15 protein-coding genes are annotated in these 19,971 nt (G+C 59.9%); 6 read left to right on the plus strand and 9 right to left on the minus strand.

From position 1 onward, the window contains the following. Positions 1–7: 7 nt before the first annotated feature. On the minus strand, positions 8–1,879 hold the full coding sequence (locus AABM55_RS05765) for a bifunctional diguanylate cyclase/phosphodiesterase (protein ID WP_054595858.1): 1,872 nt from the start codon (positions 1,877–1,879) through the stop codon (positions 8–10). Continuing rightward, positions 1,876–4,188 carry an EAL domain-containing protein gene (locus AABM55_RS05770; protein ID WP_347929995.1) on the minus strand — a complete coding sequence of 771 codons (2,313 nt, stop codon included), beginning with the start codon at positions 4,186–4,188 and terminating at the stop codon, positions 1,876–1,878. The genes AABM55_RS05765 and AABM55_RS05770 overlap by 4 nt, the downstream gene beginning before the upstream one ends. Positions 4,189–4,444: 256 nt before the next feature. Here AABM55_RS05770 and AABM55_RS05775 point away from each other — a divergent pair, with 256 nt between their 5' ends. The 4 genes from AABM55_RS05775 to AABM55_RS05790 all read left to right on the plus strand — a co-directional run bounded on the left by AABM55_RS05775 (position 4,445) and on the right by AABM55_RS05790 (position 7,564). Continuing rightward, entirely contained in the window at positions 4,445–5,779 is a 1,335-nt protein-coding gene (locus AABM55_RS05775) for an HD domain-containing phosphohydrolase (protein ID WP_103320041.1), read from the plus strand. Positions 5,780–5,952: 173 nt separating this feature from the next. Beyond that, a complete protein-coding gene (locus AABM55_RS05780; RefSeq protein WP_347929055.1) occupies positions 5,953–6,387 on the plus strand; it encodes an NUDIX domain-containing protein in 435 nt (144 codons plus the stop codon). 29 nt (positions 6,388–6,416) lie between these two features. Continuing rightward, entirely contained in the window at positions 6,417–7,055 is a 639-nt protein-coding gene (locus AABM55_RS05785) for a LysE family translocator (protein ID WP_145015184.1), read from the plus strand. A 5-nt stretch (positions 7,056–7,060) separates the two neighbouring features. Continuing rightward, entirely contained in the window at positions 7,061–7,564 is a 504-nt protein-coding gene (locus AABM55_RS05790; protein WP_347929056.1) for a GNAT family N-acetyltransferase, read from the plus strand. 169 nt (positions 7,565–7,733) lie between these two features. On the opposite strand, the gene metR is transcribed toward AABM55_RS05790, so the two are convergent. Then, positions 7,734–8,651, minus strand: coding sequence for a transcriptional regulator MetR (metR, locus tag AABM55_RS05795; RefSeq protein WP_054595864.1), 918 nt, complete (start codon positions 8,649–8,651; stop codon positions 7,734–7,736). 108 nt (positions 8,652–8,759) lie between these two features. On the opposite strand from metR, the gene metE reads away from it, so the two are divergent. Beyond that, positions 8,760–11,072 (plus strand): 5-methyltetrahydropteroyltriglutamate--homocysteine S-methyltransferase, encoded by a 2,313-nt coding sequence (gene metE / locus AABM55_RS05800; RefSeq protein WP_347929057.1) that lies wholly within the window; start codon positions 8,760–8,762, stop codon positions 11,070–11,072. Between the two features lie 222 nt (positions 11,073–11,294). Then, positions 11,295–12,329, plus strand: coding sequence for an alpha/beta hydrolase (locus AABM55_RS05805; protein WP_347929058.1), 1,035 nt, complete (start codon positions 11,295–11,297; stop codon positions 12,327–12,329). A gap of 181 nt (positions 12,330–12,510) precedes the next feature. Here the strand turns inward: AABM55_RS05805 and AABM55_RS05810 are convergent, their stop codons facing one another. Genes AABM55_RS05810 through AABM55_RS05835 form a run of 6 tightly spaced genes read right to left on the minus strand, consistent with a single transcriptional unit; the run spans position 12,511 to position 19,784 of the window. Beyond that, positions 12,511–13,908: a sigma-54 dependent transcriptional regulator gene (locus AABM55_RS05810; RefSeq protein WP_347929059.1), complete on the minus strand. Its 1,398-nt coding sequence runs from the start codon at positions 13,906–13,908 to the stop codon at positions 12,511–12,513. Next, positions 13,898–15,676: an ATP-binding protein gene (locus tag AABM55_RS05815; protein WP_347929060.1), complete on the minus strand. Its 1,779-nt coding sequence runs from the start codon at positions 15,674–15,676 to the stop codon at positions 13,898–13,900. Before AABM55_RS05815 ends, AABM55_RS05810 begins: the two co-directional genes overlap by 11 nt. After that, positions 15,676–16,800 (minus strand): GNAT family N-acetyltransferase, encoded by a 1,125-nt coding sequence (locus AABM55_RS05820; RefSeq protein ID WP_347929061.1) that lies wholly within the window; start codon positions 16,798–16,800, stop codon positions 15,676–15,678. Before AABM55_RS05820 ends, AABM55_RS05815 begins: the two co-directional genes overlap by 1 nt. A gap of 14 nt (positions 16,801–16,814) precedes the next feature. Then, positions 16,815–17,678 carry a carboxylesterase gene (locus AABM55_RS05825; RefSeq protein WP_054595870.1) on the minus strand — a complete coding sequence of 288 codons (864 nt, stop codon included), beginning with the start codon at positions 17,676–17,678 and terminating at the stop codon, positions 16,815–16,817. Next, positions 17,675–19,069 carry an aspartate aminotransferase family protein gene (locus tag AABM55_RS05830; protein WP_054595871.1) on the minus strand — a complete coding sequence of 465 codons (1,395 nt, stop codon included), beginning with the start codon at positions 19,067–19,069 and terminating at the stop codon, positions 17,675–17,677. The genes AABM55_RS05825 and AABM55_RS05830 overlap by 4 nt, the downstream gene beginning before the upstream one ends. Beyond that, positions 19,062–19,784: an MtnX-like HAD-IB family phosphatase gene (locus tag AABM55_RS05835; protein ID WP_054595872.1), complete on the minus strand. Its 723-nt coding sequence runs from the start codon at positions 19,782–19,784 to the stop codon at positions 19,062–19,064. Before AABM55_RS05835 ends, AABM55_RS05830 begins: the two co-directional genes overlap by 8 nt. Positions 19,785–19,971 lie beyond the last annotated feature (187 nt).

The following is a 19,971-nucleotide window of genomic DNA, read 5'->3' on the forward strand; positions in this document are numbered from 1 at the left end:
CGTCAGTCTACGTGCGCGGTGGTGTCTGTTCGCTGTCGGTGAGCAACTGTACGAATTCCTGGGGGAGCACGGCTTTGCTGAAGAAGTAACCCTGGCCTTCCTCACACTGAAGGGCCTTGAGAAAGTCCAGCTGTTCCAGGGTTTCCACGCCTTCGGCGATGATGTTGAGGTTAAGGCTCTTGCCCAGGCTGATGATGGCGCTGACCAGCGCAGCGTCGTTGTTTTCGGTGCTCAGCCCGCGTATGAATGACTGGTCGATTTTCAGTACATCGACCGGGAACCGTTGCAGGTAGCTCAGGCTGGAATAACCGGTGCCGAAATCATCGATTGCCAGGCGCACGCCCAATGCCTTGATGGCGTGCAGGGTCTGCACGGTAGCCTCGACGTTCTGCATCAGCACGCTTTCGGTGATTTCGAGCTCCAGTAGCGTTGGGTCGAGGCCGGTCAGTTCGAGGATCCGCACGATACCGTCGACAAAGTCGTGCTGACGGAAGTCGATGGCGGAAACGTTGACGGACATGCTGATCGCCGGCAATCCGGCCAGTTGCCAGGCGCGGGCCTGTTGGCAGGCCTGGGTCAATACCCACTTGCTCAGGGGAATGATCAGCCCACTGTCTTCGGCCACTCCAATGAAATCCATTGGGTACACCCAACCGTGACCGGGTTTGAGCCAGCGGATCAAGGCTTCCGCACCGACCACTTTACCCGTGCGCAGATCCAGTTTGGGTTGGTAATGCAGGACGAACTCATCGCGCTCCAGCGCCAGGCGCAGGCCGGATTCGATGCTTTGCTGTTCACGGGCGCGCTGATTCATCTCGTCGATGAAAAAGCTGAAGTCGTTAAGGCCTCTCTCCTTGACGTTATGCATCGCGGTTTCGGCTTTCTTGATCAACGGCACGGCATCGAAGCCGTCGTCCGGGTAGATGCTGATGCCCAGGCTGGCGGTCACGCTCAGGTCATGGCCGGCAATGTGCTGCTGGGTGTTGACGGCTTTCAGCAGCTTTTCGGCAATGCCTTGGGTTTGCTGGGGATGGTGGATGTCCGCGAGGATCACCACGAACTCGTCGGAACCGTAGCGAAATACCGAATCGGATTCACGCACCGTGGACGCGAGGCTCCGGCCGACCCGTTTGAGCATTTCGTCGCCCACCGGATGGCCCAGTGCGTTGTTGATGCGCTTGAAGCGGTCGAGCCCCAGAAATATCACCGCCAGTTGTTTGTCGTGTCGCCGTGAAAGGGCCAGGGACTGAGTCAGTCGATCACCGAGCAAAGTGCTGTTGGGCAGGCCGGTCAGTACATCGTATTGCAGCAGATGGGAGACTTTGAGCAGTTCCTGAACGCGGTCTTCGATGGTTCGCTCCAGGCTGAGCATTTTTATCGCGGCGTCCTGGGCCATCTGCCATTTCCAGGTCAGGGCACTGGCCATCTGACGGATTTCCAGGCTGTCGAAAGGCTTTTTCAGCACCAGCAACTGGTCGCCGAACGCCAGGCGTTCGGCCATCGCTTCCCAGGTGTAGTCAGAGAAGGCGGTGCACAAAGCTATTTGCAGGTGCGGGTCGACCTTCCAGAGTCGCTCGATGGTTTCCAGGCCGTCCCAACCCGGTGGCATGCGCATATCGGTAAACGCCAGGGCATAGGGCCTGCCTTCGGCCTGGGCACGTTTTACCAGCTCCAGTGCTTCTTCTCCCTGATAGGCCGAATCGAGGAGAAACGTCGGGCGAACGCGTTGTTCTGTACCGAATAACAGTTCCTCGGTGCCGGCCAGCGACTGCTCGTCCGGCACATCGGGGCTGAGAATCTTGCGAAAGTCCTGATGGATCGAAGGCATGTCATCGATGATCAGGATGCGCCGGTTGGTGGGGGCGAGCGATGGTTTCATCCTCGGTCCTCCGGTGGATAGCACGAGTCTTCGAGCAGCGGGTTTGTTGCGCCGGGGAAGGTCGGCGGCACGATGCTGCCGGCCATCAGCAACGCCGCTGCCTGCTGGCTGCTGACGGCTTTGCTGAAGTAATAGCCCTGAGCGTTCATTGGCGAGCCGGTGGAGATCAGCGAGCTGCGCTGTTCCTGGGTCTCGACACCCTCGGCAATGATGCCGATCCCCACTTCGCGGGCGAAATTGATGATCGCGCGCAAGGTCGTGGCGCTGGCGGGATCACGGGTCGCGGTGTCGATGAAGGCCTGGGCGAGTTTGAGGTGATTGACCCGATAGGTCTTGAGGTAGTCGAACGAGGAGTACTCGGTGCCGAAGTCGTCGATGGCTATTTTCACCCCCAGCTCACGCAAGCGCGGCAGCACATCGTTGTGGGTCCATTTGGTTTGCGCCAGTGTCGCTTCGGTGACGTCGAAGCGCAGGTCCCAGGGGCAGAGGTTCCACAGGGCCGTGGTGCGCAGCACGTCGTAGATCAGGTCCGGACCACTCTTGAGCTGGGCCAGCGAAAGCTTGATTGCAATCACCGGGGGCGCCATGCCTTCGTCGCGCCACTCACGCATTTGCCGACAGGCCCGATCCAGCAACCAGTGCCCGAGCGCGATGATTACACCGGTTTTTTCCGCCGCGGGAAGAAACATATCGGGTTCCAGTATTCCTCGCTCTGGATGACTCCAGCGGACCTGGGCTTCCATGCCGAGGATCTTCCCGGTACTCAGGTCGACTTCGGGCAAGTAATGCAGTTCAAGCTGGTTTTGCTCGATGGCTTGTTTCAAATCGTTGGCAATCGACACCCGGTCGAGTACTTCCTGATTGATCTCCTCGGAGTGGAAGTGGTACTGGTTGCGACCTTTTTCCTTGGAGCGATACAGCGCCATGTCGGCTTGAGCCAACAGGCTTTCGGCACTCAGACTGGTACTGGAGTAAGTGCTGATGCCGATGCTGACCGAAACCCGCACATTGTTGCCATCGAGGGTGTAAGGCATTACCAGTTCATCGCGGACCTTGCCTGCCAGGGCCGCCGACTGTGTCGGGTCGCTGGCGTCGAGCTGCACGATTGCAAACTCGTCACCGCCGAGACGCGCCACAAGGTCGTTTTCGCGGACACAGGCCTTGATGCGTCGGGCGACTTCCTGCAACAGCAAATCCCCGATGGGATGGCCGAGGGTGTCGTTGATGCGTTTGAAATGATCGAGGTCCAGGTAGAACACCGCGAAGGGTGCGCCGCCCCGACGGGCGGCAGCGAATGCCTGGTGCAGGCGTTCGAGGAGCGTTGTTCGATTGGCCAGCCCGGTCAGCCCGTCGGTACGTGCCAGCAGGGCGATCTTCTCTTCGGCCAGCTTGCGTTCAGTGATATCGATGATGATGCCTTCGACTTCCAGCAAGCGTCCGTCCTGGTTACGCACCGGTACGTAGCGGTTTTCGACCCAGCGCCAGTCGCCGGTGCCGGTGCGCAGACGAAACTCGATGGACGCCCCGACAGCGTCCCGGTCGAGTATCCGTGCCATGGCATTGTCGACTTTGCCCTGGTCCTCGGGATGAATCAGCTCCTGAGCCCAGTTTGCCGACGCCACCAATTGCGCGGCCACGTGACCGAACTTGGTAATGTTGTGGGAGATGTACATCAACGGGAACGAGGGTTCGCCGCGCAGCCGGTACAAAATGGTCGGGCTGTTCTGCACGATGATATTGGCGTCGGACAGCTCGCGGGTGCGCTCTTCGACCGCCTGCTCCAGCAGGTTCATCTTCAAGGCGGCTTCTTCGGTCATTTGCCATTTGACGGTCAGGGTGCTGGCCATCTGCCGGATTTCGATGGCATCGAAGGGCTTCTTCAGGATCAGCAAGCGATCGCCGAGCTCCAGCCGTTCTGCGATATCGTCCCAGGAGTAGTCGGAATACGCGGTACACAGCGCGACTTGCAGCTTTGGATCGACCTGCCAGAGCCGTTCGATGGTTTCCAGTCCGTCCCAGCCGGGCGGCATACGCATGTCGATAAAGGCCATCGCATACGGAAGGTCCTTGGCCAGGGCGGCTTCGACCTTGCCCAGGGCTTCCAGGCCCTGAAAGGCGCTGTCGAGCACAAAGCCCAGGTCCGTAGCCACCACTTGCGTGCCGAACAGGGCTTCTTCGGCGCTGCTCAGCGCATCATCGTCGAGCACGTGGGGGCTGAGGATCTTGGCAAAGTCCTGATGGATAGAGGCGGTGTCGTCGACGATCAGGATCCGCCGGTTTTTTCGCGCAAACGGTGTCTTCATTGCAATGCACCGTTGCAAATAAGCCCTCGCAGCGTCGTGTTCATATGGCGTCCCTTCCTGATCGCAGTGTGCTACGGGTGCAGATCTTGGATCCAGGTACCCAGAGCATAGTCTGCGACTCTCAAGTTCGCCGCCTGCCGTGTGGCAAATCTATTGCGAACTGTGCTGAAAAACCGTCTAGCCTGTAGTTCAGGCCCAAGGAGGAGGGGGAGTTCCCTTGGGTGCTCACAAACGACTGGTCTGTTTCAGCTGAGGTAATGCCATGGATGAGCCGCTTAAACCCCGAGTGTTACTGGTTGATGACGAAGAATCGATCCTCAATAGCCTGCGTCGGCTGTTGCGCGGCCAACCCTATGAAGTGCTGCTGGCCACAAGCGGCACCCAGGCGTTGCAGATCATGGAGCAGCAACCGGTCGATCTGGTGATGACCGATGCCCGCATGCCCAACATGGACGGTGCGACCCTGTTGGCGCACATCCACGAACACTATCCCGACACCGTACGCATCCTGCTGACCGGCTATGCCGATCTCTCGATGATCATCAAGGCGATCAACGAGGGGCAGATTCACCGTTACATCAGCAAGCCCTGGAATGACGAGGAAATGCTGCTGACCTTGCGTCAGTCGCTGGCGTATCAGCTCTCCGAGCGCGAGCGGCTGCGTCTGGTGCAGTTGACGTGGGATCAGAACGAGCAGTTGAAGCTGCTCAACGTGTCCCTGGAAAAACGTGTCGCAGCGCGCACCGCGGAGTTGCAGCAAACCGCCGACATGCTCGATCTGGCCTATGAAGAGCTCAAGCACAGCTACGTCACCGGCACCGAAGTGTTTTCGCTGCTGGCCAACTTGCGTCTGCCACCGGCCAAGCAAACCAATCGGCAAATCATCGATCTGGTGCGTATCTACTGCCAGACCCATGGGCTGGATGAGGCCAGCAGCCGAGACCTGACCATGGCTGCGGCGCTTTACAACATCGGCAAGCTGAGCTGGACCGACGGCATGATGACGACGCCTTCGGACCTGCTGCATCACCCCGAACGGGAGCTGTATCGCGGTTATCCGAAACAGAGCGAATCGCTGTTGATGACCCTTGAGCCGATGAAGGATGCCGCACGCCTGATCCTGCACCATCAGGAGCGCTGGGACGGCAGCGGGTTTCCCGATCGCCTCAAGGGGGAGGCAATCCCTTTGGGTTCGCGCCTGCTGAAGCTGGCCGTGGACTTCATCGAATTGCAGTGCGGGCTGATTCTTGAGCGAAACATGAACAGTGATGAAGCGCTGCTGTTCATCCGCAAATACACCGGGCGTTTCTACGACCCGGAGCTGGTGGAAGACTTCGTTCAGGTTTGCGCCACCTACCAGCGTGATATCACCCTCGGCGATCCGACGGTCAAGGTGCTGAGCACCCGCGATCTGGCGGCCGGGATGGTGCTGGCGCGCAACCTCAATGCCGACAACGGCATGCTGCTGCTCAATGCCGGCAAGGTGCTCAATGGCCCGCTGGTGGAAAAACTCATCGCCTTCGAAGCGATGGAAGGCGCCAGGTACAGCGTATTTGTCCACGTGCCCGAGGAGCTGGAAGCGGTGATTTCTGCGTAGATACCGTTGTGAACTTCACCGGGCATCCGTAGGCGCGCGGCTTGCCGGCGATGGCGATTCCACAGACGTCATCACTGGCAAGCCATGCTCCTGCGGGGCGGTGTTTTTCGAGGTGACGCAGCACCTGCACTCATGTGATCCTTGGCTCTTTTGTCCAAGGCCATCGTTGATCCATGACGCTTTCATCCTCTGTTTCACCGCGCATTATCCGCATTGCCGCTGCCCTGCTGATCGGCCCGGACGGTCGAACCCTGCTGGTGCGCAAGCGCGGGACCCAGGCCTTCATGCAACCGGGGGGCAAGATCGAGGCCTCTGAGCAACCGATCGATGCGCTGGCCCGCGAGCTGGAAGAAGAACTGGGTTTGGTCATCGACACCCTTCAAGCGAGTTATCTGGGCAAGTTTTCTGCCCCTGCAGCCAATGAGCCGGGGTTTGTGGTCGAGGCCGAGATTTTTCAGCTGGATATCCAGCAACACGTCACCCCGGCGGCAGAGATCGAAGAAGTGCTGTGGGTTGATCCGCACAATGTCGGTGATTTCATCCTGGCGCCATTGACACAGGACCTGATCCTGCCGTTTTATCGAGCCTCCCTGACGGCTCTGGCCTGACCCCCCCACACAATGACAAGGACTGCGTCATGATTCCAACACATGATCTGTTGATTTTTGCGGCGGCCTCGCTGCTACTGGTGCTGACCCCGGGCCCGAACATGATCTATCTGATCTCCCGTTCGATCTGCCAGGGACGCAAGGCGGGCGTGACCTCGTTGCTTGGGGTTGTTGCAGGTTTTTTCGTGCATCTGTTCGCCGCGGCGGCCGGTTTGACAGCAGTGTTCATGGCGGTGCCGATGGCTTACGAGGCGCTCAAATGGGCCGGCGCCCTGTACCTGCTGTGGATGGCCTGGCAGGCAGTCAAACCGGGTGCGCGCTCGCCCTTTGAGGCGCAGCAACTACCGCCGGATTCTTCTCGAAAACTGATGCTGATGGGCTTTTTCACCAGCGCATTGAACCCGAAAATCGCGGTGTTCTATCTCTCGGTGTTCCCACAGTTCATCAGCCCGGAACACGGTTCGGTGTTTACCCAAAGTATTGCCCTGGGCCTGACCCAGATCAGCGTGAGTTTCACGGTTAACCTGTTTATCGCACTGTTTGCTGCCGGGATTGCCTCGTGGTTCGTCAACAATCCGAGCTGGCTGGCGGTTCAGCGCTATTTCATGGGCTTCGTACTGGCCGGGCTGGCAGTGCGGCTGATGTCTGAACAGCGGCGCATGGCCTGACGCACATGGCAATCCAACGACTCGATGCCAGCCATGCGCTCGCTTACCGGGCGCTGATGCTTGAGGCCTATGACCGTCACCCGCAGGCGTTCACGTCGAGTGTCCGCGAGCGCGCGGTAATGCCGTTGAGCTGGTGGGAGTCACGCTTGACCAGCCCGCTGGACGTGCTGTTCGGCGCATTTGAAGGCGACGAACTGGTGGGCATTGTCGGCCTGGCCTTCGAGGCACGGGAAAAAGCCCGGCACAAGGCAACGCTGTTTGGCATGTATGTGTCAGACGAGGCCAGACAGCGGGGGCTCGGTTATCAGCTGGTTCAGGTGCTTTTCGACGAGGCACGGCGTCGGTCGGGCTTGAAGCTGATTCAACTGACCGTCACCGCTGGCAATGACGCCGCATTGGCGTTGTACCAGCGTTGCGGTTTCGTGCAGTTCGGGCTCGAACCGCTGGCGGTGCGGGTTGGCGAAGAGTACTTCGACAAGATCCATATGTGGCGCGAAGTCCCGGCCTGACGCCGAGTGCTTTTGTGGCGAGGGAGCTTGCTCCCGCTGGGCTGCAAAGCAGTCCCAAGCTCTGCCACCACGCTCTGTCAGGTATACCGCGTTCGCTGACGTTACGACGGCTTCGCCGCCGAGCGCGAGCAAGCTCGCTCGCCACAGGTGTGATACCTGTCAGAGAATGTCAGCGCACCGCGCTAACCCCATCCAGGGTCGAGAACGAGGTGTCCTTGGCCGTCAGCAGGAAGTCGCGCATGTACGGCGCGTCGAGCATGTCGGCGCGGATCCCGGCGTATAGCGTGGCAAACAAACCTTTCTCACCGAGCCGCTTGGCCTTCACATAACCCCGTGAGCTGTATTCATGCAGCGCCCAATGCGGCATGCCGCAGACGCCACGGCCGCTGGCCACCAATTGCATCATCATCACCGTCAGTTCCGAAGTACGGACCTGCGCCGGTTCAATGTCGGCCGGCTCCAGGAAGCGGGTGAAGATGTCCAGCCGATCACGTTCCACCGGGTAGGTGATCAGGGTTTCGCTGAGCAAATCTTCCGGGACGATGTACGGCTTGTTCGCCAACCGATGCTGATTGGCCACCGCGAGCATCGCTTCGTAGGTGAACAACGGCACGTAGGTGATCCCGGCCAGCTCCAGCGGGTCGGACGTTACCACCAGGTCCAGGTCGCCACGGGCCAGGGCCGGCAGCGGGGCGAAGGAGAAACCCGACGCCAGGTCCAGCTCGACTTCCGGCCAGGCGTCACGGAACTGGTCGATGGTCGGCATCAGCCACTGAAAGCAACTGTGGCATTCGATTGCCATGTGCAGCCGTCCGGCAGTGCCTCCGGCCAGGCGCGCAATGTCACGTTCGGCACCGCGCAGCAGCGGCAGGGTGGCATCGGCCAGTTGTAGCAGGCGCAGGCCGGCGCTGGTGAAACGCACCGGTTTGGTTTTGCGCACGAACAGCGGCATGCCCATGCGCTCTTCCAGCTCTTTGAACTGGTGGGACAGGGCGGACTGGGTCAGGTGCAGACGGTCGGCGGCGTCGACCAGACTGTCGGCCTCGCGCAAGGCGTGCAGGGTCTTCAGGTGACGGATTTCGAGCACTGGGGGCTCCATGAGCAAATTTTGTGATCAACACGAAAAGGTTGAGTTTGTCTCATGTTGGGTTGGCTGTCGACAATAGGGCCATCTTTTACTTCGGAGAAACACGCCATGGCCTTGGCCCACACACTCGGTTTTCCACGCATCGGTGCCGACCGCGAGCTGAAAAAAGCCCTCGAATCCTACTGGAAGGGCGACCTCGATCAGGCCGGGTTGCAAAGCGTCGGCCGTGAACTGCGAGCCAGACACTGGCAAGTGCAGAAAGACGCCGGTATCGACCTGCTGCCGGTGGGCGACTTCGCCTGGTACGACCAGGTGCTGACGCACTCGCTGACCTTTGGCGTGATCCCCGAACGCTTCGACAGCGCCAAGGATGCACAGGGCCTGCCGACCCTCGACACCTTGTTCGCAATGGCCCGTGGCGCCAGCGCAAAGTGCTGCGATGGTGAGTCGGCCAAGACGCACCATGCGCAGGAACTGACCAAGTGGTTCGACACCAACTACCACTACCTGGTCCCGGAATTCAGCGCTGACCAGCCGTTCAAATTGAGCTGGGAGCAGCTGTTCGACGAAGTCGACGAAGCCCACGCCCTCGGTCATCGCGTCAAGCCGGTGATCATCGGCCCTTTGACTTACCTCTGGCTGGGTAAAACCAAAGGCAACGACTTCGACAAGCTTGAGCTGCTCGAACGCCTGCTGCCGCTGTACGGCGAAATCCTCAATCGCCTCAAGGCCCAAGGTGTGGAATGGGTGCAGATTGACGAACCGATCCTGACCCTCGACCTGCCGCAAGCCTGGAAAAACGCCTTCGAGCGCGCCTACCACATCCTTCAGTATTCACCGCTGAAGAAACTCGTGGCCACCTACTTCAATGGCCTGGAAGACAATCTCGGGCTGGCGGTGAGCCTGCCGGTGGACGGCCTGCACATCGACGCGGTGCGAGCGCCGGAACAACTGGGTCAGGTACTCGATCGCCTGCCGACTTACAAAGTGCTGTCGGTGGGCCTGGTCAACGGTCGCAATGTCTGGCGTTGCGAGCTGGAACAGGCGCTGGCACAACTGAAACCGGCGCAAGAACGTTACGGCGACAACCTCTGGGTCAGCAGCTCGTGCTCACTGCTGCACAGCCCGGTGGATCTGGACCGTGAAGACACACTCGACGCCGAGCTGAAGAGCTGGCTGGCGTTCGCCGTACAAAAGTGCGCTGAAATCGCCGTGCTGCGGGATGCACTCAACGATCCGCAAGCGCCGAAGGTCCAGGCTGCGCTGGCGCAGAACCGTGCCGTGCAGGCCAGCCGTGCGCAGTCGCCACGCATTCACAAAGCCGAGGTGCAGGCGCGCATCCGGGCCATTCGCGACACCGACAGTCAGCGTCATTCGGTGTTTGCCAAGCGTATCGAGTTGCAACGCGCTCGCCTGAATTTGCCGGCCTTCCCGACCACCACTATCGGCTCGTTCCCGCAGACCGCATCGATCCGTCTGGCGCGTCAGTCGTTCAAACAGGGCAAGCTCTCGGCCAACGATTACACCGACGCGATGCACAGCGAAATCCGCCACGCGGTGCAAATCCAGGAGCGTCTCGGCCTCGACGTGCTGGTGCACGGTGAAGCCGAGCGCAACGACATGGTCGAGTACTTTGCCGAGCAACTCGACGGCTACCTGTTCACCCGTTTCGGCTGGGTTCAGAGCTACGGCTCGCGCTGTGTGAAGCCGGCGATCATCTATGGCGACCTGAGCCGTCCGAAGGCCATGACCGTCGACTGGATCACTTACGCCCAGAGCCTGACCGACAAGGTCATGAAAGGCATGCTGACCGGGCCGGTGACGATGCTGATGTGGTCGTTCCCGCGCGAAGACGTGTCGCGTAAAGTCCAGGCGCAACAGTTGGCGCTGGCCCTGCGCGATGAAGTGGTCGACCTGGAGCAGGCCGGGATCAAAATCGTCCAGATCGACGAAGCGGCGTTCCGCGAGGGCTTGCCGCTGCGCCGGGCGCAGTGGCAGGAATACCTCGACTGGGCGGTGCAAGCGTTCCGCTTGAGCGCGTCCGGCGTGCGCGATGAAACCCAGATCCATACCCACATGTGCTACAGCGAATTCAACGACGTGATCCAGTCCATCGCGGCCATGGACGCTGATGTGATCACCATCGAGACCTCGCGTTCGGACATGGAATTGCTCGAAGCCTTCAAGGCCTTCGACTACCCGAACGACATCGGCCCGGGCGTCTACGACATTCACTCGCCACGGGTGCCGGACACCACCGAGATGGTCAAATTGATGAGTAAGGCGGTGCAACGGATCCCGGCCGAACGGCTGTGGGTCAACCCGGACTGCGGCCTGAAAACCCGCGCCTGGCCCGAAACAGAAGCCGCGTTGGTGAATATGGTCGCCGCGGCGCGCCAACTGCGTAATCAACTGGCCTGACGGAGACCCGTAGGAGCAAAGCTTGCTCGCGATGAACGATGACGCGGTCCTTCAGACAAACCACGTCGCCGGCATCGCGAGCAAGCTTTGCTCCTACAAATAGATTTCGACAACCGACCGTTGAGCACTCTTCATCAAACTGTCACGTAACTGTGGCAGCGCGCTTTAACAAAGTTCATCAGACTCGCTCTCTACTGGGGTTCTGCGTTTCGGTGTTTCTTCATGCGGGTACGATTTTTTTCAACGGCGGTTTTTTTGACCGCTCTGCTGTTCGGCCTACCGTCTTTGGCGGCGTCGCGTTGCGATGTCAATGTTCCGACCGAGCGGGTCGATCTGGCGCAGGTCAGCCTGGCGTACCAGAGCATCGGTCGTGCGTCCGATCCTGCGTTACTGCTGGTGATGGGCTTGGGTGGTCAGTTGATTCACTGGCCGGACGAGGTGGTGGTGGCGCTGTGCGAGCAGGGATTCCGGGTGATTCGCTATGACAACCGTGATGTCGGGCTGTCGACCTGGCGTCAGGCTCCGGCCAACGCCAACCTGACCTTTGAGGTGCTGCGCTACAAGCTCGGATTACCCGTAGCGGCGCCGTACAGCCTGACGGATATGGCGGACGACGCGCTGGGCCTGATGGATGCGCTGCACGTGGAGCAATTCCATGTGCTGGGCGCGAGCATGGGCGGGATGATCGCCCAGCACATGGCGGCCATGGCACCGCAGCGGGTCGAGAGCCTGACGCTGATCATGACCAGTTCCGGCGCAGAAGGGCTGCCGGCGCCGAATGCGGCGCTGGTGCAATTGCTCTCACGGCGCGGTGCGCCGAACCGTGAGGTGGCGCTGGAGCAACAGGCTGATCTGCTGGCCGCGCTGGGCAGTCCGCAAGTGAGCGATGATCGCCAGGCGCTGTTGCATCAGGCCGCGCTGGCGTACGACCGGGCGTTTAATCCTGAAGGCGTGAAACGCCAGATCATGGCGATCCTCGCCGAACCGAGCCGGGTGGCACTGCTCAACCAACTGCGGGTGCCGACGCTGGTGGTGCACGGTACTGCTGATCCGCTGTTGCCGGTGATGCATGGCATTCACCTGGCGGCGCATATCCAGGGCAGTCAGTTGAAGCTGATTCCGGGGCTGGCCCATCGTTTTCAGGAAGCGTTCAAGGCGCCGTTACTGGCGGCAGTGTTGCCGTACCTGAAAACCCATCGTGAGGACACCGCGCATTGGGCACAGATCGATCCGGTGCAGGCACCGAACCTGTTGTAACGCTCAACGCGCCTTTGTGGCGAGGGAGCTTGCTCCTGCCGACCGGTCCGCGTTCGGGCGCAGCAGTCGCAGACTGTTTCTATCTGAACGTACGCGGTGACGGGTTTAGGGCCGCTTCGCCCGAACGCGGACCGGCCCAGCGGGAGCAAGCTCCCTCGCCACAGGGACCGCGCCTAGAGTTTTAGCGGACGATTTTGTCCACATGAATCCCGAGTTTTTTCAGCCGATACCAGAAGCTGCGCTCCGAGATGCCGATCAGTTGCGCAGCGGCCGCTTGCACGCCATTGCTTTGTTGCAGGGCGGCAAGAATGTAGGACTTCTCGACTTCCACCAGCGCGGCGTCGAGGTCCGGCGGCACGCCAGTGCCTACGTTGAGGGGCACGCGGGCACCGTCGACGGTGGGTCTAGAGGCGAACAGGTACGCTGGCAGATCGTCCTCCTCGATCACCGAACCCGAGGCCACGATGGTGGCTCGTTCAACGCAGTTTTGCAGTTCGCGGATATTCCCCGGCCATGAATAATTGGCCATGGCCTGCAAGGCTTCCGGGCTGAAACCGGTGATGCGTTTGCCGGCGGTGGCGCCGAGGGTGTGAGCGAAGTGTCGGGCCAGTGGCGCGATGTCTTCGACCCGTTCACGCAGGGCGGGCAGGGGGATCGGGAACACGTTGAGGCGATAATAAAGGTCTTCGCGAAACTCTTTGTTGGCCACCGCTTCCAGCAGGTTCTTGTTGGTGGCGGCGATCACCCGCACATCGACTTTGCGCTCGCGCGGGTCGCCCACCGGCTCGATCACTCGCTCCTGCAAGGCCCGGAGGATTTTTGCCTGCAAGGCCAGCGGCATGTCGCCGACCTCATCGAGAAACAGCGTGCCCTTGTCGGCCTGCATGAAGCGCCCGACCCGATCCGCTACGGCGCCGGTGAAGGCGCCTTTGCGATGGCCGAACATTTCACTTTCCAGCAACCCTTCGGGGATCGCCGCACAGTTCACGGCGACGAAGGGTTTGTCAGCACGGTTGCCGTGTTTGTGGATGGCCCGGGCGACCATTTCCTTGCCGGTGCCGCTTTCGCCGGTGAGCAGGATGGTCGCGTTGCTTTCGCGTACCGAATCCACTGCTTGCAGCACTCGGCGGAAGGTCGGGCTGTCACCCACCAGGCTGTCGATCTGCTGGTGTTCTTCAAGCTCGGCGCGCATGCGCTGGTTGTCTTTGAGAATGTCGCGAAATTGCAGGGCCTTGTTGACGGTGATGTCCAGCTCATCGATGTCGAACGGTTTGGCAATGTAGTCGAAGGCGCCATTGCGCATCGACTGCACGGCATTTTTAACCGTGCTGTAGGCCGTCATGACGATCACCGGCAGTTGCGGATAGCGCACTTTGATTTCCGCCAGCAACTGCGGCCCGTCCATTCCGGGCATGCGCCAGTCGCTGATCACCAGGTCGATGTCTTCCTGTTCCAGCACCTTGAGCGCGTGCAGGCCATTGCTGGCGGTGAACACCTGGATGTCGTTCTGGCTCAGGGCCGAGGCCAACAAGTCGCAAAGCTTGGGCTCGTCATCGACCACCAGAATGTTATGCGTCATCACTGTCCTCGTCGTCGCTGTCGTCTTCACCATTGGCCGGAATGTACAGGCTGAATGTGGAGCCGGCATCTTTTTCGCTGATGCATTCGACCCGTCCGTCATGGTTTTCCATGATCGAGAAGACTTTTGCCAGCCCCAAGCCTGTACCTGAAGCCTTTGTGGTGACGAACGGTGTAAAAATCCGTTCGAGCATGTCCGGTTCGATGCCCTGGCCGGTGTCGGAAACACTGATGACGGTGTATTCCTTGTCGCTGGTTATGCCCAGGGTCAGGCGACCGCCGTCGGGCATCGCGTCTATGGCATTGATCACCAGGTTCAGGCAGGCCTGTTTGAGCTGTCGTGCGTCGGCATAGATGGTCGCGCCAGGGGCGTTGTCTTCGATTCGGGCGTCGATGTTGTGAGTCGCCAGTTCCGGGGCGCAGAACCCGACCAACTCATCAATCAGCGGTCGCACCGGTTGGGTGGAGCGCATGGGCGCGTTGGGCTTGGCAAAGTCGAGGAACTCGGTGATCAGGTCGTTGATTCGGGTGACCTCGCTGACCACGTATTCCAGATGCCGCTTGTCGGTCTCGGGCAGGTCGGCGCGACGGTGCAGTAATTGGGTCGCGGTCTTGATGATGCCCAGCGGGTTGCGGATTTCATGGGCCAGGCCCATGGCCACTTCACCCAGGGCGTGCAAGCGATCGCGGCGGCGCAGTTGCGACTCCAGGTGCTGCAACTCGCCGAGACGTTCGGTCATGTGGTTGAAGGTGCTGCTCAGTTCGGCCAGTTCGTCGCTGCCATAGACCGGTACTCGCTGACGATAATCGCCGTCGATCACCGCCCGGACGCCTTTGGAGAGAGCGCGCAGGGGCTGGGTCAGGCGTTGTGAGACCAGCCAGCCGACACCCAGCGACAGCGCCGAACTGAGGATGAAAATCAGGATGAACAGGTTGCTCTGGTTCACCAGCCCGACCAGGCTGTTGTGGCGCAGCAGGCCACTGAAGATCACCCCCTGAAGTTCACCGCTGTCATTGAGGATTGGCCGATAGATGCCGCTGTAGTTTTTGGTGAACTGTTCGATCGGTTTTTTCGTGGTGCGCAGGATTTGCTCGATGTCTTCGGGCACCTTCATGGGGTGATCTTCGAAGCGCTGGGTCGCGAAAATTTCCGAGAAGTCATCGGCCTTGGCCAGGTACAACCGCAGGTCAAGGGAATGCACATCGGCGACGCTGGTGAGAAAGCTGCTGTCCAGGTAGTTGGCGAGGACCAACTGATAGTCGACCCCAGCCTGGGTTGTCTGGAAGGTCGAGACCAGGATGCCGGTGGACGCGCCCGTGACCTGAATGGTTTGCAGGACGGCTTTGGGCGCGGTGTTGATTTGCTGGACGATGTCGTCGGCCACGGTACTGAACAGCACTTTGTGATCGCTGGTGCGCACCAGCGCCACGACGTCGATGCCCATGGCTTCGGCAATGTCGGCGCTGAGGCGGTCCTGCCGGGCCGAGAGCTGGTCGTTGATCGGGCGGATGTGGCGCAGCAACAACTGGGCGACCCGCGTGTTTTCGCGGAGGATTTCGCGGACCTCGTCTTCGACGATCTTGGTCGATTCCTGCAACCAGATGCGCACGTTGCTATCGAAGATCTGTGACAGCGTGGTGGCCGCCAGTTCCGCAGCGATCATGGTCGGGATCACGCTGACCAGCCAGAATGCCAATACCAGCTTGCGTTGCAGGCTCCAGCGGGAGATGGCGAAGGGCAGGGCTTTACGGCGTCGGACTTTGGTCATCAGGTTTCGCTTATCGCAGCAGCCATCGCAGGGTCGGATTTATCCGGTCGGATAAACAGTTTCACAAGTTTCAGTAATGTATTGAGCAACCCGCTGCGGTGGTGAAAAAACAGCGTATTGCCTTCAAATTTACAACCGAGCCGCAGCGTACTGGCATAGTCGGGCTGGCCGCACTCATACAGCGGGATTTTATGCTGAATACAATAGTCGACATTGGCCAGCCAGCTTCTGAAGTACAGGTTGTACTCACGGGACTGTTCCAGGTCGTGGGCAAAAAATTTGTCCACCAGTCGATGTTCGTCCAGCAATAGCAGGTTGAACGCCACCAGTTGCTTGTCCACCCAATACAGTACGCACGCGGCACGTTGGTCGAGGTGTTCGAGGATACTGGTGAAATACTCTGCCGACAGTCGTTCGAACGTCAGATCACTGCGCGCCAGAGTGGCTTCATACAAGAGCATCATCTGTGGCAATACATCGTCGACCGAACGTCGCCATTCGATTCGCGGGCCGTGTGCCCGAAGCTTGCGACGCAAGTCCTTGCGGGTGGATTTGCCCAGCGTGCCGAGGTAGGCGTCGAGTGAGCCGAACGCAATCGGCAATACTGCACTGGGTAAAGCGGGCATGGTTTGCAGCCCGGCCTCGCGGCAGACTTCAATCCACTGGTGATCGTGGCTGGGCACATCCTTGACAGCCAGCAGGCCGATCCCGGCCTTGTCGGCATCGTTGCGGGCCAACGCCAGCAACTGACGCAGCAACGCCGGACGCCGGTCGCCAGCGATATGGCTGGCGGTGCCTGCATGGCATTGCTCGGTCACTGGCGATCCGATGGCGTACAAGCGAATTTCCAGCACGCCCGGCAACCATTGGCGCAGGCATTGCGTGATGCGTTTGCCGATGCCCTGCATCGTAGTGTCGAGCGAGCACTGTGTGGTAAATGCCGCGGCTGCGGCTATCAATGTGCTGCCTTCATAGAGTGCAAGGTAGCGCCACTTGAAGTCGGCGACCCCCGCCCGTTCAACCGCCCGGTAATAATCCCAGTCCTCCAGTTCCCCAGGGAAACAGTCATTCCAGGCGCAGCGTTCGATGGCCTCGATGGTTGAAAAGGCTTGGGCGGTAATCACGTCTTGTCCTTAAGCTACGCCAGCTGTCGATACTCTTCACGCTCGCCAGGCTTCATGGAAAGCTGATGGACAAAGTCCGCGCTCAGGTCCACGACGCGGCGGTATTCCAGGTCAACTGTGATCATGTGATAGCAGTTGTCCAGCAGGATCTTGGTGACTGGGCCGCCGAGATGACGTTCGACGTAGTCGGCGTTCCAGCGGCTGGTGATGTCGTCTTCGATGGAGTGCAGCACCAGTGCTGGTGTCTTGATCGACGGCATGCGTTTCTTGACCACGGCATTCATCCGGTGCAATTCGCGCACGGTGACGCCTTCCATGGTCAACAGACCGGCATTGCTGCTTTCGCCGTCCTTCATCTGGCGTTCGACGATCGCCCGCAGGCGCTCGTTCTTGATGCCATAAGGTGGCTTCTCTTCGAAGCTGCAGATGTGCACGCCGAACGGAATCTTCATCAGCAAAGGCGTCAGGAACGCCAGTTTGTGGATGCTCCAGCCGTCGTAGCGCAGGGTGGTCGAATACATCAGCAGGCCGGCGACCTGTCCCGGATGCTCGGACGCGACATACATGGACATGACCGCGCCCATGGACAGACCGCCGACGAACACCTGTTCGTGCTTCTGGCGTATGCCCACGAATGTCTTGCGTACACCTTCGTACCAATCCTGCCAGCCGGTGGCTTGCAGGTCGGCGTTGTCACCGCAGTGCCCGGCCAGGGTTGGCACGTACACCGTGCAACCCGATTTGGCCAAGCCGATGGCAACCCGACGCAACTCCGTCGGGGTGCCGGTGAGGCCGTGGATCAACAACACCGCGACCTCACCACTGCCGAGAACGAAACCGGTGCTACCTTCGCCGAGATCGATCTCTGTTTCGTTCATCGTTTCATGGCCCGGTTCAGCAATTGCTCGAGCAGTTTCAGGCCCAGGTCGATTTCCGCGTAGCTGATTTCCAGCGACGGGGCCAGGGTGATCACGTTCTTGTAGTAGCCGCCCACGTCGAGGATCAGACCCAGTTTCTGACCGTCAACCACCATATCGCCCTTCATGCCTTCCTCGACCATGTAGTCCAGGGTCGCCTTGTCCGGGGTGAAGCCGTCAGTGGTGCAGATTTCGCAGCGCAGGGCCAGGCCCAGGCCGTCGACGTCGCCGATGATCGGGAAGCGTTTCTGCAGCTCTTGCAGGCCTTCGAGGAAGTACTTGCCCTTGGCCATGACCATCGAGCCGTAGTCGACTTCGTGGGTCATCTTGAACATTTCCAGACCGACCGCAGTCCCCAGCGGGTTGGACGCGAAGGTGGAGTGAGTCGAACCTGGCGGGAACACCTTCGGGTTGATCAGCTCTTCGCGAGCCCAGATACCGCCCAGTGGGTTGAGGCCGTTGGTCAGCGCCTTACCGAAGACGATCACGTCCGGTTTGACGTCGAAGTGTTCGATCGACCACAGCTTGCCGGTACGCCAGAAACCCATCTGGATTTCGTCGACGACCATAAGAATGCCGTGCTGATCCAGCACTTGCTTGAGTTCGCTGTAGAAGTTCATCGGCGGGATCACGTAGCCGCCGGTGCCCTGGATCGGCTCGACGTAGAAGGCTGCGTATTCGCTCTGGCCGACTTTAGGGTCCCACACACCGTTGTATTCGGTTTCGAACAGACGGGCGAACTGCTGCACGCAATGGCTGCCGTATTCTTCCTTGGTCATGCCTTTCGGGCCACGGAAGTGGTACGGGAACGGGATGAAGTTGGCACGCTCACCGAAGTGACCGTAGCGGCGACGGTAGCGGTAGCTCGAAGTGATCGACGAGGCGCCGAGGGTACGACCGTGGTAGCCGCCTTCGAAGGCGAACATCAGGCTCTTGCCGTTGGTGGCGTTACGCACGACTTTCAACGAGTCTTCGATGGACTGCGAACCGCCGACGTTGAAGTGCACGCGACCGTCGAGGCCGAACTTGTTCTTGGCGTCGACCGCGATCATTTCCGACAGCTCGATCTTGCCTTTGTGCAGGTACTGGCTGGCGATTTGCGGCAGGGTGTCGATCTGTTGTTTCAGGGCGTTGTTCAGGCGCGGGTTGGCATAGCCGAAGTTGACCGCCGAGTACCACATTTGCAGGTCCAGGTAAGCCTGGTCGCTGGTGTCCCACACGTACGAGCCTTCGCAACGGCTGAAAATACGCGGTGGTTCGATGTAGTGAACGGTGTCGCCGTAGGAGCAGTACTTGGCTTCTTTTTCCAGAAGAATCTGGTCTTCTGCGGTAGCAATTCGGATATCAGACATGGTGGAAGAGTTCCTGATTGTGTAGCGAGAGTTCAGAAGAGGTTTCAAGTGCGAAGTCAGTGGCATTGGCTGCGCTGCCGGCCGGCAGTTTGGCCAGCAAGGCCGGAAGTTCGGCGAAGCTGTCGAAGCGGGCGTAAGCGATGCCATTGCGTTCGCAATGTTCGGCCAGGCGGTCCTTGGCAAATACGAAGTCGGCGGTGGAGGCCACGCACATGTCGGACTGACCGTCACCAATCACCAGCACGCGTTTGCTGCTGGGCGTGGATTTGCATTTGCAGTTGCCGGAAGCCGCGCGGCAGGCCTCGCTCGAATACGGGAAGTCGATGCGCCAGCTGTTGTTGTCGACCTGGCGCAGGCGGTTGGCGAGGATCGGCAGGAGGCTGACGTAGTTGCGCGACAGAATCCGCGCGATACCTTGTTCGATACCGTCACTGACGACTTCGATGGAAGCCCCCAGGCCGACCACATGGTCGACAAAGTCCGGGAAGTCGGCATCGATTTCGACGCTGTCGAAGAACTCGAGCAGTTCATTGGGCGTTGCCTTGACCAGTGAAAGCTGGCGGCTGAGGCATTCACGCGAGCCGATAGCACCGCTCAGCCACTCTTCCTCGATCGCTTCCCAGCTCGGGTCGGCGAAACGTTGGAGAATGCTGTCGATTACGTCGGTCCGGGTGATGGTCCCGTCGAAATCACACACGATATGCCAATCAATCATCTGCATTACCTATTGGGGCAGGGGCGCGCTGATGCGCTTGCAACGGGGTAGAGCAGGGACTGTGCCAAGTTGTTTCAAGCCCAGTGGGCTAGGGCTCTGAGATATGCTGGGCAGGAAATATGTCCGGCTAGCTACAATTTTTGTAGGTTGCTACAAACAACATGAGTGCTTGCGCAGCAAAGTCGAC

The organism is Pseudomonas helvetica, from assembly GCF_039908645.1.
In the GTDB taxonomy this organism is placed as follows: Bacteria; Pseudomonadota; Gammaproteobacteria; order Pseudomonadales; family Pseudomonadaceae; genus Aquipseudomonas; species Aquipseudomonas helvetica.